Source organism: Aeromonas lacus (genome assembly GCF_000764665.1).
Classification (GTDB): domain Bacteria; phylum Pseudomonadota; class Gammaproteobacteria; order Enterobacterales; family Aeromonadaceae; genus Aeromonas; species Aeromonas lacus.
This window is the reverse complement of the sequence record NZ_JRGM01000150.1, coordinates 47872-63121: the sequence shown is the minus strand read 5'-3', so window position 1 is coordinate 63121 and position 15250 is coordinate 47872. Positions and strand designations below refer to the sequence as shown.

14 protein-coding genes are annotated in these 15250 nt (G+C 60.5%); 8 read left to right on the top strand and 6 right to left on the bottom strand.

The features are described 5' to 3' along the window. Positions 1 to 140: 140 nt before the first annotated feature. Both LG31_RS0117135 and LG31_RS0117130 read right to left on the bottom strand, forming a co-directional pair. Positions 141 to 668, bottom strand: coding sequence for an AbiTii domain-containing protein (locus tag LG31_RS0117135; protein WP_033115627.1), 528 nt, complete (start codon positions 666 to 668; stop codon positions 141 to 143). Between the two features lie 124 nt (positions 669 to 792). Then, entirely contained in the window at positions 793 to 1257 is a 465-nt protein-coding gene (locus LG31_RS0117130; RefSeq protein WP_033115626.1) for a thioesterase family protein, read from the bottom strand. A gap of 133 nt (positions 1258 to 1390) precedes the next feature. On the opposite strand from LG31_RS0117130, the gene recQ reads away from it, so the two are divergent. After that, the gene (gene recQ, locus LG31_RS0117125; RefSeq protein WP_033115625.1) at positions 1391 to 3226 is read left to right on the top strand and encodes an ATP-dependent DNA helicase RecQ; all 1836 of its coding nucleotides are present in this window, start codon (positions 1391 to 1393) and stop codon (positions 3224 to 3226) included. A 72-nt stretch (positions 3227 to 3298) separates the two neighbouring features. Here recQ and LG31_RS0117120 read toward each other — a convergent pair whose 3' ends face one another. Beyond that, the gene (locus tag LG31_RS0117120; RefSeq protein WP_033115624.1) at positions 3299 to 3601 is read right to left on the bottom strand and encodes a c-type cytochrome; all 303 of its coding nucleotides are present in this window, start codon (positions 3599 to 3601) and stop codon (positions 3299 to 3301) included. A gap of 106 nt (positions 3602 to 3707) precedes the next feature. On the opposite strand from LG31_RS0117120, the gene LG31_RS0117115 reads away from it, so the two are divergent. From LG31_RS0117115 to LG31_RS0117105, 3 genes are all read left to right on the top strand, one after another. Next, a complete protein-coding gene (locus LG31_RS0117115; protein ID WP_033115679.1) occupies positions 3708 to 5135 on the top strand; it encodes a protein adenylyltransferase SelO in 1428 nt (475 codons plus the stop codon). 10 nt (positions 5136 to 5145) lie between these two features. Next, the gene (locus LG31_RS0117110; protein WP_033115623.1) at positions 5146 to 5433 is read left to right on the top strand and encodes a DUF3630 family protein; all 288 of its coding nucleotides are present in this window, start codon (positions 5146 to 5148) and stop codon (positions 5431 to 5433) included. A 94-nt stretch (positions 5434 to 5527) separates the two neighbouring features. Next, positions 5528 to 6202: a 7-cyano-7-deazaguanine/7-aminomethyl-7-deazaguanine transporter gene (locus LG31_RS0117105; RefSeq protein WP_033115622.1), complete on the top strand. Its 675-nt coding sequence runs from the start codon at positions 5528 to 5530 to the stop codon at positions 6200 to 6202. 269 nt (positions 6203 to 6471) lie between these two features. Here the strand turns inward: LG31_RS0117105 and rraA are convergent, their stop codons facing one another. Continuing rightward, entirely contained in the window at positions 6472 to 6957 is a 486-nt protein-coding gene (gene rraA, locus LG31_RS0117100; RefSeq protein WP_021138460.1) for a ribonuclease E activity regulator RraA, read from the bottom strand. Positions 6958 to 7101: 144 nt separating this feature from the next. Here rraA and LG31_RS0117095 point away from each other — a divergent pair, with 144 nt between their 5' ends. Then, entirely contained in the window at positions 7102 to 8955 is a 1854-nt protein-coding gene (locus LG31_RS0117095) for a methyl-accepting chemotaxis protein (RefSeq protein WP_033115678.1), read from the top strand. Positions 8956 to 9077: 122 nt separating this feature from the next. Next, positions 9078 to 9722 (top strand): chromophore lyase CpcT/CpeT, encoded by a 645-nt coding sequence (locus LG31_RS0117090; RefSeq protein WP_033115621.1) that lies wholly within the window; start codon positions 9078 to 9080, stop codon positions 9720 to 9722. Positions 9723 to 9815: 93 nt separating this feature from the next. On the opposite strand, the gene rpmE is transcribed toward LG31_RS0117090, so the two are convergent. Further along, a complete protein-coding gene (gene rpmE / locus LG31_RS0117085; protein WP_033115620.1) occupies positions 9816 to 10031 on the bottom strand; it encodes a 50S ribosomal protein L31 in 216 nt (71 codons plus the stop codon). A 148-nt stretch (positions 10032 to 10179) separates the two neighbouring features. On the opposite strand from rpmE, the gene priA reads away from it, so the two are divergent. Further along, entirely contained in the window at positions 10180 to 12387 is a 2208-nt protein-coding gene (gene priA / locus LG31_RS0117080; protein ID WP_033115619.1) for a primosomal protein N', read from the top strand. Positions 12388 to 12466: 79 nt separating this feature from the next. On the opposite strand, the gene LG31_RS0117075 is transcribed toward priA, so the two are convergent. Then, positions 12467 to 13549, bottom strand: a complete 1083-nt coding sequence (locus LG31_RS0117075; RefSeq protein WP_033115618.1) for a hypothetical protein — start codon at positions 13547 to 13549, stop codon at positions 12467 to 12469. 176 nt (positions 13550 to 13725) lie between these two features. On the opposite strand from LG31_RS0117075, the gene LG31_RS0117070 reads away from it, so the two are divergent. Then, the gene (locus LG31_RS0117070; RefSeq protein WP_033115617.1) at positions 13726 to 15159 is read left to right on the top strand and encodes a DUF2867 domain-containing protein; all 1434 of its coding nucleotides are present in this window, start codon (positions 13726 to 13728) and stop codon (positions 15157 to 15159) included. Positions 15160 to 15250 lie beyond the last annotated feature (91 nt).

Sequence of the window (15250 nt, the reverse complement as noted above, 5' to 3'; positions counted from 1 at the left end):
CGAAGCAAAACCACAGATATTAAAAGGGCCACCGCTTGGTGGCCCGTTGGTGGAGTCTATTCTGACTCCGGCACTCTAGATTGTGGCAATCTCGTTATGGTTCTTGTCTATGGTGCCCTCCTTGCGCGCCAGGCGCTTGTTCAGATATGCCAGTGCTGATGCCGCAAAGCCTTTAAACTGTGTTGGGGCAGCAAGGCCGCGTGTTTGGGGTACTCACAAATAAAATGTTCGATTCCCTCCATCAGTTGTTCACGTAATGAAATCACGGGCTCATGCCAGGCTTGCAGGCATAGGTGGCCGGGGATCAACTGCTCCTGATAATCTTCCAGCAGCTGCTCTGGCCAGGGCTCAATACCGGAATTGCGTTGCAGCAAATAGTGGGCGGCGGGTTCACGGGCATAAATGAACTGAATTTGGGCCAGATCGCGTTGGCTTAGCGTTTGACTGTTGATGTGACAGGTCAAATATTTTCCCGTCTTCAGGTCCAGAAAGTGACCGCGTTGCCGACAGGGGACGATGCGATACCAAGGCAGGGGTGAGGAGAGAGAATACCCCTCAAGCTCCTGTTCCAACCAGTGGCGACACTCGGGTGTCTGCACCTCGTCGAGCATGGACTCGAGCTGTGTCAACAAGGCTCTGGATGGTTTGATGGCCAGTTTCGCACTCATCGCCTGCAATCCTCCCTCTGCACACAATCCCGACTATGAGTATGGACCTGCTTTAACCAGAGGAGGTAGGGAATCTAATGATTAAAAGTGGATTAGCAGAGTGCTTTTTATGCATTAATGGCGTTTAGCCCACCAGATAGGTGCCGGTCCCAAAGGCGATGTGGGTGCCCTCTTCGTTGTGCAGTTCCATGCGGGCTACCGCGACCTTGCTGCCGGCCCGGATGATGTGGGCGGTGGCGATAAACTCGCTGCCGCGCCCAGGTCGTAGATAGTCCACCCGCAGATCTATTGTGCCGAGGCGGGAGAAGCGCTCCTTGAGATAACTGGGGGAGAAATCCTCCAGATCGTCGATGCAGGAGGCTGCGACTATCATGCCGCCCGCCACGTCGAGCAGAGCTGCTGTGACGCCACCGTGCAGGATGTTGTGGAAAGGGTTGCCGATCAGCTTCTCCTCCATCTTGATACGCAGTTCCACTCGGTCGAAGTCGTAGTGGGTCACCTGCATGCCGATCAGCTTGTTGAAGGGCATCTTTTCGGCGAACAGGTTGGCAATGCCACTGAGCGCCATCTTCTTGAGCATCTGTTTCATTCCTTGAATCCGATCCCTGTTTGCAAAGCCGAGTAAAAGCTCCAGCCAGTCTGCAACAGTTCTTTAACAGTCGCAATGGCAGGTTTATTGTGGGCGGCGGCTGCTTTAGAATGGCGACCCCAAAGGAGAGCCCATGACCGCGATTGCCGAAACCCTGCCAGATCCTCAGCCAGAGAGTCCGCTTGCCCTGCTGCAGGCGGTCTTCGGCTATCAGCAGTTTCGGCCGGGCCAGCTCGAGATCATCGAGCAGATCGTGGCGGGGCGCGATGCGCTGGTGCTCAAACCCACCGGTGGTGGCAAGTCGCTCTGCTATCAGATCCCGGCGCTGCTGCGGCCCGGGCTCGGGGTGGTGGTCTCTCCCCTCATTTCGCTGATGAAGGATCAGGTCGACAGCCTGCGCGCCAACGGCGTGGCGGCGGTCTACATCAACTCGGCCCTAAGTCGGGAGGAGATGATCCAGAACTTTGCCGCTATGCGTCGCGGCGAGATCAAGCTGGTCTATGTTTCCCCCGAGCGACTGTTGCAGCATGAGTTTATGGACCGGCTGGCCGAGCTGCCACTCGGGCTGTTCGCCATCGACGAGGCGCACTGCGTCTCCCAGTGGGGCCACGATTTTCGACCAGAGTATGCGGCGCTGGGGCGGCTCAAGCAGTGGTTCCCGCAGGTGCCGGTGGTGGCGCTCACCGCCACCGCCGACGAGGCGACCCGCAGCGATATGCTGCACCGGTTGGAACTCAACGATCCCTTTATCCACACTGCCAGCTTCGATCGCCCCAATATCCGCTACAGCCTGGTGGAGAAGTTCAAGGCGGCCGAGCAGTTGCTGCGCTACGTGCAGAGCCAGAAGGGCAACTGCGGCATCATCTACTGCTCCAGCCGCAATCGGGTGGAGGAGGTGGCCGAGCGGTTATCTCGCCACGGTTGCAAGGCCGCGCCCTATCATGCGGGGCTGCCGCTCGAGCAGCGCCAGCAGACGCAGGATGCTTTCCTCAAGGATGATGTCGAGATAGTGGTGGCGACGGTGGCGTTCGGTATGGGCATCGACAAGCCCAATGTGCGCTTCGTGGTGCACTACGACATCCCGAAGAACATCGAATCCTACTATCAGGAGACCGGCCGTGCCGGGCGTGATGGCACTCCCGCCGAGGCGCTTCTGCTCTACGATCCTGCCGATATCGGTCGGGTGCGCCGCCTGCTCGACAACATCGAGAATCCCCAGCAGCTGCAGGTGGAGCAGTACAAGCTCAACGTGATGGCGGCCTTTGCCGAGGCGCAGACCTGCCGCCGTCAGGTGCTGCTCAACTACTTTGGCGAGTACAACGACAGGCCGTGCGGCAACTGCGATGTCTGCCTCGATCCGCCCAAAAGTTATGATGGCACCGAAGATGCCCAGAAGGCGCTCTCCTGCGTCTGGCGGGTGGGGCAGAATTTCGGGGTGGGTTATGTGGTGGAGGTGCTGCGCGGCTCGCTCAATCAGCGCATCAAGGATCACGGTCACGACAAGCTCTCGACCTACGGCATCGGCAAGGATCAGAGCCACGAATACTGGATGAGCGTGATCCGCCAGCTGATCCACAAGGGGCTTCTGACCCAGAACATCACCCGCAATCTGGTGCTGCAGCTGACCGAAGCGGCCCGCCCGGTACTGCGCGGTGAGGTGAAGCTGGAGCTGGCGGTGCCCCGCCTGCAGCCTATCTCCAGCCGCAAGGAGAAGCGCAACGGTCTGCTCGACAATGCCAACTACGACAAGCGGCTGTTCAAGGAGCTGCGCGCTCTGCGCAAGCAGATTGCCGAAGATGAAGAGGTGCCGCCTTACGTGGTATTCAACGATGCCACTCTGGTTGAGATGGCACAGCTGATGCCGATGACCGAGGAGGAAATGCTGGCAGTCAACGGTGTCGGTCACCGCAAGCTGGAGCGTTTCGGTGAAGCCTTTATGAACCTGATCATCGACTATTGCCGGCGGTAAGCAAGCTTGGCGAAGCACGGCCGAATGGATGCTTCGCCAACGGGGAGGCGCCCGACAGTCGGGCGCAGCAGATTACTTGATGCTGGCGTAATAGGCCGCCAGATCCTCCATATCTGCATCGGTGAGCGGCGCCATAAAGGGAACCATCAGGGGCTCTTTGCGGCTGCCATCCTTGAACGCTTTCAGCTGTTTCACCAGATAGGCGGCATTCTGCCCAGCCAGATGTGGGTAGTTGGGTATTAACGCCTTGCCCTCCACCCCATGACAGGCAGCACAGACGGCCGCTTTGGTCTTGCCCGCTTCGATATCGGCCGCCTTGACCTGATGAACCCAGGCCAGAGCCAGCAGGGGCAGGGCATATAGCCACTTTTGCATCTTCTTCTCCTTGAATTGAACAAATGAGGATTGCCGGTTGGCGGACAGCCTGCTGACGGCAGTATAAAGAGTGACACGAGCATACTCAGGGATGAATGGCACAACCATGAAGCTGATCAACACTTTTGCAAGCGAACTGCCCTGGGCCTGTGAACCTGTGGCGCCCCAGCCGCTGCAACAACCCCGGCTACTCCATCTCAACCGCGCTTTGCTGGCAGAGCTGGGATTGGGAGATGTCAGCGAGCCTGACTGGATTGCCTGCTGTGGCGAGGGAAAATTGCTGCCCGGCATGCAGCCGGTAGCTCAGGTGTATGCGGGCCATCAGTTCGGCGGCTACAGCCCGCGCCTTGGTGATGGCCGGGCGCTGCTGCTGGGTGAGCAGCTGGCGCCGGATGGCCAGCGCTGGGATCTGCACCTGAAGGGGGCGGGTAAAACCCCCTTCTCCCGTTTTGGTGACGGCCGTGCTGTGCTCCGCTCCAGCATTCGCGAATATCTCGCCTCCGAAGCGCTCCATGCCCTCGGCATTCCTACCACCCGGGCGCTGGTGCTGGTGGGGAGCGGTGAGCCTGTTTACCGCGAACAGGTCGAGACCGGGGCGACCGTGCTGCGCACCGCCCCCAGCCACCTGCGCTTCGGTCATCTCGAGTATTTCGCCTGGAGCGGGCAGGGGGAGAAGATTTCGCTGCTTATCGATTATCTGCTGCGCCACCACTTCCCCGAGCTGGAGAATGGCGCCGAACTGTTTGCCGAGGTAATGCGTCGCACCGCGCGGCTCATCGCCAAATGGCAGGCAGCGGGCTTCTGTCACGGGGTGATGAACACCGACAACATGTCGCTGCTCGGCCTGACGCTGGATTACGGCCCCTACGGCTTTATCGATGCCTATGTGCCCGATTTTGTCTGCAATCACTCGGATCCGGCGGGTCGTTACGCGCTGGATCAGCAGCCAGCGGTCGGCTACTGGAATCTGCAAAAGCTGGCGCAGGCGCTGGCGGGGCATGTCGACGGTGATGCGCTGGCTGCGGCGTTGGCCCAGTACGAGCAGCAGCTGATGCTGCACTATTCCGAACTGATGAGGGCCAAACTCGGGCTGGCGGTGTGGGAGGAGGATGACCCGGCGCTGTTCCGCGAGCTGTTCCGGTTGCTGGCGGCTAACAAAGTAGATTACCACCTGTTCCTGCGCCGTCTCGGTGAGGCGACGGGAGAGGGGGCATGGCCGGCATCCTTGCTGGAGTTATTAGCCGAACCCGCCGCATGGCAGCAGTGGCTGGAGCGCTATCGGGCGCGGCTGGTGCGCGAAGGAAGCGAAGATGCCGTGCGCAAGGTGCGGATGGATGCCATCAATCCCAAGTATGTGCTGCGCAATGCGCTGGCCCAGCAGGTGATCGAGGCTGCCGAGGCGGGCGATATGCAGCCGTTCGAGCGCTTGTTTGCCGCTTTGCAACACCCCTATGATGAGCAACCCGAATATGAGGATCTCGCTACCCCGCAACCGGCATGGTATTGCGGTGGCGAGCTCTCCTGCAGCAGTTGAGAGATTTGGAATGAGATGGCAGATCAAGCAGATAGATAGCGATGCCGGAGTTGTCATGCTGGCGTGCCCCGCTCTCGACTGGGACACTTTTCCTGCCTTGGCCGGGGCGCTGCTGCAGGCGTGGGAGCTGCATCCACTGGAGCGGGATGTCGGTGCCGATCGCCATAGCTGGTTGCTGGAGTTCGAGGGGAGCCAGTTCAGACTGGAGTTTGAGCACTACAGCGGCTGCTGGTTGGAGGCGGTGCGTCCTGAAGATCGGGAGGCGCTGCTCTGGCTTGCCGGACAGCATAAAGATTGAACTATCGCGTGCGGGGCGTATAATCTCGCGCTTCGCTTATCGCCAATGGTGGCGATATGGGTTCCCTAACCCCATTAACCAAAAAGGTCACAAGATGAATCTGACCCCTGAGCAGTACCAAACGGCGCTCGTTCGCCTGTCGTTGTTCCATATCCTCGTTATTGCCAGCAGCAACTATCTGGTTCAGCTGCCCATCACCGTCTTCGGTTTTCACACCACCTGGGGCGCGTTCAGCTTCCCGTTTATCTTTCTGGCGACCGACCTGACGGTGCGGATCTTCGGTGCCGGTCTGGCGCGCAAGATAATCCAGACCGTGATGCTGCCGGCACTGGCCATCTCCTATGTGCTCTCAGTGCTCTTCTTTGAAGGGAGCTTCCAGGGGGTGGGCCATCTGGCCGAATTCAACCTGTTCGTGGCACGCATCGCGCTGGCCAGCTTTATGGCCTATCTGGTGGGCCAGTTTATGGACGTGGTGGTATTCAACCGCCTGCGTCTGCTCAAGCACTGGTGGATTGCGCCAGCTGCTTCCACCCTGTTTGGCAACATGGTCGATACCATCGCCTTCTTCAGCGTGGCCTTCTGGCGCACGACCGACCCCTTCATGGCGGAGCACTGGGTCGAGATCGCGACCGTGGACTATGTGTTCAAGCTGCTGATTAGCCTGGGTCTGTTTGTGCCGCTCTATGGCGTGCTGCTGCGCTATCTCAGTCGCAAGCTGGTTGGAGAGGAAGGATTGCCCGGGTTGCAATCCGCGGCCCGACAAGCCTGATGCAATTGGCCACCCTTCAGCGGTGGCCAATTTTTTTGCCTGATTGGCAAATAAAGCTTGCTCAAATAAATGAGAATGATTATCGTTAACTTGTTTTCCGGGAAAGGCCTCATCCGTTCCAACGTGATGGACTTCTTGTGAAGGCACGACATTGCTCACATTGCTTCCAGTTAAGGGCCAGTTTATCTGGCCCTCTTTTTTTGTCCCGGTTTCGGCAAATTGCGGGCATAAAAAACGGGAGCAGTTGCTCCCGTCATCATGCTGTTGGCTTACTCGATGTCGAGTGCCTCGGGGGAGAGGATCACCCCTGTGGTATCGGCGTAGAGATGGTCATCAGGCAGGAAGGTGACTCCGCCAAAATTGACCGGCAGATCCGTTTCCCCCACATCCTTGCTGTCGGCGCCGACCGGAATGGCCGCCAGCGCCTGAATGCCGATGTCGAGATCTTCGAGGATATCGACTTCGCGGACGCAGCCGTAGCAGACAATCCCTTCCCACTCGTTTTCAGCGGCAGTGGTGGCTATCTCGCTGTCGATCAGGGCACGGCGCATGGAGCCACCGCCATCGATCAGCAGCACCCGGCCAACGCCGTTCTCTTTGACGAGCTCACGGATGAGACCGTTCGATTCGAAGCATTTGACGGTGGTGATGACGCCGCCGAAAGAGGCACGGCCGCCGAAGGAGCAAAGCATGGGTTCGAGCACATCCACCATGTCCTGATAGATGTCGCACAGTTCTGAAGTGTTGTATTCCATAGTGTCAAATCCACGGCTGGAAACAGGTGGATCCAGTATAAGGAGTGAGACCGGCATTTCAATGAATATTCCTTGAACAGCCACAGGGATAACGTTTTCCGCATAAGCTCAATGCAGTTCATCCGTACTGGTGAGAGGTGCATCGTGCTGATCCGTCATAAGTTGATTCTGAATACCGTACTGGTTGCCATTGCCATGATGGTACTGAGCGGCCTCTTTATCTATTCGAGCCAGGTCACCCGCAGCCTGACACAAGCCCAGCGGAATGTGGACGGGCTGGAGATCGCCATGCTGAATCTGCGGCGGGCCGAGAAGGATTTCCTGCTGCGCAAGGATCTGAGCTTCGTTAACCATTTCAATGAGGTCATGACGCAGTTCCACCAGTTGGACGAGACCCTGGGCCGTGACGACAACCTGGCTGCGGTGCATGCCGACCTGGCCAGGCTGGATCAGCAGATGGCGGCTTACGGCAAGGCGTTTCTGGAGCTGGTGGCCCAGCAGCAGAAGATTGGTCTGGGGCCTGAGGATGGGCTCTATGGCAAGCTGCGGACTGCCGTGCATGAAGTGGAAGATGGCCTCAAAAAGCTGGACCAGCAAGGGTTGCTCATCACCATGCTGCAGCTGAGACGGGCGGAGAAAGACTTCATGTTGCGATCCGATGTCCAGTATCTCGACCGTTTCCAGACTCTGCACAAGAGTTTTCAGCAGAGTCTGGCCGCCTTGCCGGAGGCCGACCGCGGCAAGCTGGAGCAGGCGAGTGAACAGTACCGGCAGGACTTTGTCGCGTTGGTGCAGGGTATGCAGGTGCTGGGGCTGAATGAGGATGAAGGGCTGCGCAACCAGATGCGGGGTCTGGTTCATCAGACCGAGCAGGTGTTCTCTGCCGTCGACCAGCATATTGCCGGTGAGCTGGATCAGCAGACTGCTCGCCTCAATACCCTGATGTTGATGTGTGGCGGCGTAATCATCGCGCTGATAGGTATCATGAGCGTGCTGCTGGGTCGCAGCATCGATCGTCCCATTAGCCGGGTAAATGATACCGTCAATCGCATTCGCCAGGATAATGACCTGCGCCTCAAAATCGAGCTGCAGGGAGCCGATGAAATGGCTCAACTGGCGGGTAACCTCGATGTGATGCTGGGCGGCTTCCGCAACCTGATCGGCGATGTGAAGCAGAGCGTGCATACCCTGACGGAGGCGGCAGATCACCTCTCGGACAACGTGAAACGTACCAGCGAGGGAGCTGCTCGCCAGCTGCAGGAGACCGACATGGTGGCCACCGCCTCGACCGAGATGGGTTCCACCATAGAGGAGATCGCCCGCAACACCGAGCAGGCTGCCAACAATGCCCAGGCGACCAACAACAAGGCGATGGAGGGGCGCAGTGCGGTGGAGAACACCGTCGACCAGATCCGTCTGCTGGCTGACAATCTCGAGCACTCATCGCGCGAGGTTGGCCAGTTGCAAAGAGAGAGCGAGACCATCGGCTCGGTGCTGGACGTGATCCGCGGTATTGCCGAGCAGACCAACCTGCTGGCCCTCAACGCGGCGATCGAAGCGGCACGGGCGGGGGATCAGGGGCGCGGTTTTGCGGTGGTGGCGGATGAGGTGCGCAGCCTTGCCATTCGCACCCAGAAATCGACTCAGGAGATCGCCGGCATCATCAGCTCGCTGCAGAAGCAGACCGGCAGTATCGTCGAGGTGATGGCGACCTGCCGCGAGCAGGGGAGTCGCAGTTCCGATCAGGCCAACGTGGCGGGGGCGCTGCTGGAGCAGATCACCCAGGATGTTACCCACATCATGGATATGAGCACCCAGATTGCGGCAGCGATCGAGGAGCAGAGCCTGGTCGCCAACGAGGTGAACCGCAACGTCAACAACATCCGCGACATTGCACAGGAGTCGAGCGCCATGGCGGCGGAGAATGCCAGATCCAGTCAGGGGCTGAACGAGCAGGCCAAGCTGCTTAATCAGGCGGTCGCGAAATACCGGGTTTAGTGATCGGGCGGGCATCCTTGCGAGGTTTTTTCACCAGAGTGGCAATGATTTGATCGTAATGGCTGTTATTGAACAGCTTCGCTCATATAATCGCCGCCACTATGATGATTCGGAAGGATTCGATGACAAAGTTGCTGGTGGCCGTATTCGGGCTATTTTGCTCCTGTCTGGTATCGGCAGGAGTATCGTCCCGGGCCACTGTTTCCGGCATGGAGCCGCTGCTTAGCTGGTTCAGCGGTGATTTTTCGAGCCAGGAGCAGGCGCGATACGACGACCGCTTTACCAGCGCTGAACTGCGTCTGGTGGAGATCTGGCGTGGCTATCAGGGTTATCGCTGGGTCTATGCCGAGCAGTACCTGACCCTGCGGGCCGTGCGCCCCTTCCGCCAGCGGATCTACCGTTTTTCCCCCAGTCCTGACGGACGCATTTTGATGGCCGAGCTGACCATGCCGCGGGCCACCGACTTTGCCGGCGCCTGGCACAATCCGGAATTGCTCGATAGCCTCACCCCCCAGCAACTTTCACTGCGTCGTGGCTGCGAGATTTGGTTGAGCCGCACGCCATCCGGTGAATATGCCGGTCATACCCGGGTTGGCCACTGCTCTACCGATTTCGGTGGTGCCAGCACGCTGGTGCAGCATGTCTGGATTGGCCCCAACAGCGTCAGATTGTTGGATCGGGCTTATGATCTGGCGGGCAAGGCGCGCTGGGGTAGTCCGGGAGAGGGATATGTCTATCTGCGCAGGGTGCGCGAGCGCGGGCACTGAGCCTGACGGGCGGAAAACGTGAATGATTGGAAGACCACAGAAACAAAAAAGACGCCGATAAGGCGTCTTTTTCAGAATTCGTCAGAAGTAGAATTACTTCTTGGAAGTCATCGCACCGAAACGCTTGTTGAACTTGTCTACGCGGCCGCCGCTAGAAACTTCTTTCTGCTTGCCGGTGTAGAACGGGTGGCACTCGGAGCACACGTCCAGGTTCAGATCTTTACCGATGGTAGAGAAAGTGTTGATGACGTTACCGCAAGAGCACTTGGCGGTGATGGCTACGTAGTCAGGATGGATACCAGCTTTCATGGACAACCTCAAAGTAATAGGCCGTGTCGCCATCCGATCTCTTGTCGGACACCACACGATTGTTGAACACAGTTTCAAAGGCTGCGAATAATATAGGAAATGCCTGAGATCAGGCAAGTGGCTTCGCAGAAAAAATAGGCAACCTCTGGTGAATTCTTCCCAAACGCTGGATCTGGTTCGTGTGGCTGTACCGGTGCCGCTACGCCGTCATTTCGACTACCTCTCCCCCCTGCCGTTACCTGCTCCCGGTTGTCGGGTCGAGATCCCTTTCGGCCCGCAGACATTGGTCGGGCTGGTGGTGGATCACCCGGCCGACAGTCAGGTGCCGCGCAACAAGCTCAAACTCATCAAGCGGGTGCTGGATAGCGCCCCTGTGCTGGGGCCCGACATTCTCGCGCTGATGAACTGGAGCGCCAGCTACTACCAGCACCCGCTGGGGGAGGTGCTGCCGCACGCCCTGCCAGTGTTGGTACGCAAGGGGGAGCCCGCCGCCTATCGGGAGCTGGAGTTCTGGTTTGCTACCGATGCTGGCATGGCCATCGATCTCAACGAACTCAAGCGGGCAGCCAAGCAGCAGCAGGCGCTCGCCCTGCTGCGCAAGGGGCCGCAAACGCCATCAGCCCTCAAACAGGAGGAGATCCAGAGCGCAGCCCTCACTGCGCTGGAGAAGAAAGGGCTACTGGAGAAGCGCTCGCTGGAGCCGAGTCATGACGGTGACTGGGCCGCCCGTTTTGAACCGGGGGAGGGGCTGCGCCTCAACGGCGAGCAGGCGCTGGCTGTTTCTGCCGTTACCAGTCAGAGCGACAAGTTCGGCGCTTTCCTGCTGGACGGCATCACTGGCTCCGGCAAGACCGAGGTTTACCTGAGCATCCTCGAGCCCCTGCTCAAGGCGGGCAAGCAGGCGCTGGTGATGGTACCGGAGATCGGCCTCACCCCGCAGACCATCAATCGCTTCCGGCGCCGCTTCAACGTGCCGGTGGTGGCGATGAACTCGGCCATGAACGATCGGGAGCGGCTCGATGCCTGGCTCGCCTGTCGCGACGGCGCCGCCGCCATCCTGATCGGCACCCGCTCCGCGGTGTTCACCCCGTTTCACAACCTCGGCATCATCATCATCGACGAGGAGCACGACGGCTCCTTCAAGCAGCAGGACGGTTTTCGCTACCACGCGCGGGATCTGGCGGTGATGCGGGCTCATCGTGCCGGGATCCCCATCCTGCTTGGCTCTGCTACCCCGTCGCTGGAGACGCTGCACAACGCCCGCACCGGCAAGTATCACCACCTCACCTTGACCCGCCGCGCCGGCAATGCCCAGACCGCCCGTCAGGTGATCCTGGATATCAAGAACGTGCGGTTGCAGGCCGGGCTCTCTCCCCAGCTGGAGCAGTTGATGGCGGAGCATCTGGCGGCGGGCAATCAGGTGATGCTGTTTCTCAACCGCCGTGGCTATGCCCCGGCCCTGATCTGTCACCAGTGCGGCTGGAGCGCCGCCTGCGAGCGCTGCGATGCCTGGTACACCTGGCATCAAGCCGGGCGACGGCTGCACTGCCACCACTGCGACAGCGTGCGTCCACTGCCCCACCACTGCCCCGAGTGTGGCAGCAACGAGCTGATCGGCTCGGGGGTGGGCACCGAACAGCTGGAGCAGCTGCTCGGTACCGTTTTCCCGCAATATCCGGTGGTGCGCATCGATCGGGACAACACTCGTCGCAAGGGGGAGCTGGAGACCCATCTCGGCGACATCAAGGCGGGCAAGTACAAGATCCTGATCGGCACCCAGATGCTGGCCAAGGGCCACCACTTCCCGGATGTGACGCTGGTCGGGCTGCTGGATGTGGATGGCGCTCTATTCAGCGCTGATTTTCGCGCCGCCGAGAAGCTGGCCCAGCTCTACACCCAGGTGGCGGGCCGTGCCGGTCGTGCCAGCAAACCCGGGCTGGTGGTGCTGCAGAGCCACCACCCGGAACACGCCCTGCTGCAGGATCTGACCCAGAACGGCTATGGCCACTTCGCCGACACTGCGCTGAAAGAGCGCCGCCTGCTGGGGCTGCCGCCGTTTAGCTATCAGGGGCTGTTTCGGGCCGAGGCCAACGGCCGTGACGAGGTGCAGCTGTTCCTCAGCCGCCTCGCCGATACCCTGCGCAGCGCTCGCTATCCCCATGTTCAGGTGCTCGGGCCCATCAGCGGTTTTATGGAGCGCAAGGCGGGCAAGTTCCGCATGCAGTTGCTGGTGCAGGGGCCGAACCGGGCTCCACTGGCCCAGCTGCTCGATTGGGCGGTGAAGGAGCTGGAGGGGTGGCCCGAGACCAAGCGGGTACGCTGGAGCCTCGACATCGACCCCACCGAGCTGAACTGAGTCAGGCTCTTGTCGCTGATGGTGAAGCGGTCGCTGGCGCGCTTCGTCAGCGACCGGGTTTGCCATGCGGGTGCAGGGGTCAGACCCGCAGGTCGACCTGCTGCACCCAGCCTCCCTTGCCCTGCTCGGTCACATAGAGACCGGACTGGCGCAGCACCCCCTGATTGCCGCTTTCCCCCAGATGGTTGAAGGGGGTGTCGAGGGGATGGAGCAGGATGGCGCCGATCCCCAGCTCCACCAGGGCGATGGGGGAGTGTTCCGGCTGCCAGAACTGCAGCGCCGAGAACTGGCTATCCCGCTCGTCCAGCACACCGTTGCCATCCTCATCCAGGGTTGCCAGCTCGCCAAAACCGTTGCCGGAGCGGGCCCCGAACAGCTCGCCGCCGTCATCTATGGTGCCGTTGCCGTTGCGATCCAGCGCCACAAAGCCGCTGCCTTCACTCAAGCCCGGCAGGCTATCCTCTTTGCCATCCTGATCGATGTCGAACTTGACCTGGGCGTCGGTCAGGCCGGCAATTTTTCCATCCAGACTGAGCACCAGCGGATCCTTGAGGGCATTGAGGGTAGTGCGGCGCTTGCTGATATCGAGCTGGCGCCAGTCCAGCACAAAACCCAGATCAAGTTGCAGGCTCTGGCCATCCTGAGTCTCAATGCTGGCCGAGGCGACTACGTTGAGCTGCTCCTTTTGCAGCAGGCTGTCGGTTACTTCCACCAGTTGATCCGGCTCGGCGGCGGGTTGACTGCTGTCGCCCGTCGGGGAGTTCACCCCCTCCGCGCTCTGGTCGGTTGGTTTGATCGGATCCGGCAGCTCTATCTCGTGGCCCAGCATCGCCTCGATCATCAGCTTGATAAGCCGCTGGTGGTTGTCGAGCCCGTCGTTGGGAACGCCGTTCTCCTCCTGATTTTTGCTCCCCTCTGCTTTGGTTGGCGCGGCGGCCGTCTGCGGGGGAGTCTGGGCATTGCTCCGGCTGCTGGCTTGCAGCGTCAGGGCACTGGCTTGCATCAGGGTGGTTCGCTGCTCGCCGGATGGCGGTGTGGCGGCCGTCCCGTTGGTGCCATTAGCCTGCGGCGCGACCGGCCCCAGTCTGCGCACCTTGCGGGCCTGCGCCTGTTGCTGCCGGTATTGCACCTCCCCTTGGAGGTCGTAGTGATCGATGCGCATATCTTCGCCCTCGGGCTATACATCTGGTCAGTTATCGACCGATAAATGAGCCGGGATTAACACCAAATCGGACTAACAGGCAGAATTGTTAGTTCCATGTTGCAAAGTGACGGTGAGGCTGGATGATGGGCATTCAGGTTGCCAGCCCGGTAGCCGGGACGACAAGGGGAGAGAGGATGAGAAACTGTCTGGTGATGGGGGCGGCGGGCTATATAGGCTCCTATCTGGTGCCTCACCTGCAAACGCTGGGCTACAGGGTGATTGCCGGGGCGCGCCGTCCCTGCCGCTTGCCGGAAGGGGTGGAGTTTCGCCTCGCCGACAGCCTCAAGCCCATCACCCTGCTACCTGCGCTGGCCGGTATCGACACTGTTTTCTATCTGGTACACGCCATGGGGGCGGGGGCTGACTTTCACCGGCTGGAGCAGCAGGGTGTGAAGAACTTTGCTGCCGCTGCCCGCGCCGCCGGGATACGCCGCATCATCTATCTCGGGGCGATCCAGCCCGAGCAGTGCAACAGTCGCCATCTCAACTCCCGCCGCCACTGTGGCGAGCTGTTTCGCGAATCCGGCGTACCGACGGTGGAGCTGCGTGCCGGCATCATCATCGGGCCCGGTTCGGCGGCGTTCGAGGTGATGCGGGATCTGGTGTTCAACCTGCCGATGATGGTGACGCCGAAGTGGGTGCGCTCGCGCACGCCGCCCATCGCGCTGTCCAACCTGCTGCACTATCTGGGTGGGCTGGTAGAAGCCGACGAGGTGGATGGCCGCATCTTCAACGCAGTCGGCCCAGAACTGCTCAGCTATCAACAGCAGTTGCAGACGTTCGCCGCCCATATCGGCAAGCGTTGCCCCATCATTCCCATCCCGTTTCTGAGTCCGCGTCTCTCCGCCTGGTGGCTGCAGTTTGTCACCTCGGTGCCGCAGCCGGTGGCCAAGGCGCTGGTGGGCGGCCTCAAGCACGATATTCCGGCCGATGACGGCCCGCTGCGTGCCCTACTGCCGCAGACCCTGCTCAGCTTTGACGAGGCGCTGGCGGAGAGTCTGGCGCTGGAGCAGAAGCTGGGGGCCGAGCAGCAGGGGCAGGAGACGCCACTTGGCCTGCGCTGGCGCCATCCCGAATATGGTTTCTACGATCGCACCGCCAGCGGCGATGCCATCTGTCTCGCCTCCCCCGAGGTGGTGTGGCAGGTGTTGCAGCAGCTGGGGGGCGAGCAGCGCTACTTCTACATGAACCAGCTGTGGGTGGTGCGCGAATGGATGGATCATCTTATCGGTGGCCCGGCTCGCACCCGTGGCCGCACCAATCCCGATCGCTTCGTGAAGGGGGACATGCTCGACTCCTGGCAGATCCTCGGTGTCGATGAGGGGCGCAGGCTCGATCTGCTGTTCAACATGAAGGCCCCGGGCGTCGGGCGGCTGGAGTTCAACATCCTGCCGGAGGAGTCCGGGTTGACCCGCATCCGGGTCACCGCTCACTGGCACCCGCAGGGCGCCTGGGGGCTGGCCTACTGGCTCGCCATGCTGCCGTTCCACCTCTTCATCTTTCAGGGGATGACCGAGGCGATCGCCAGAGAGGCGGAGGCGGAAGCCGGGATCCCCGTAATGGATTGAGCCTCTTGGCTTCGCTCTGATGGCGCTGGCTGTGGCCAGTCAGGCGCCGTCAGCCCTCCCTTTGGCCCATATTGAGGTGCTTCCCCGGGCA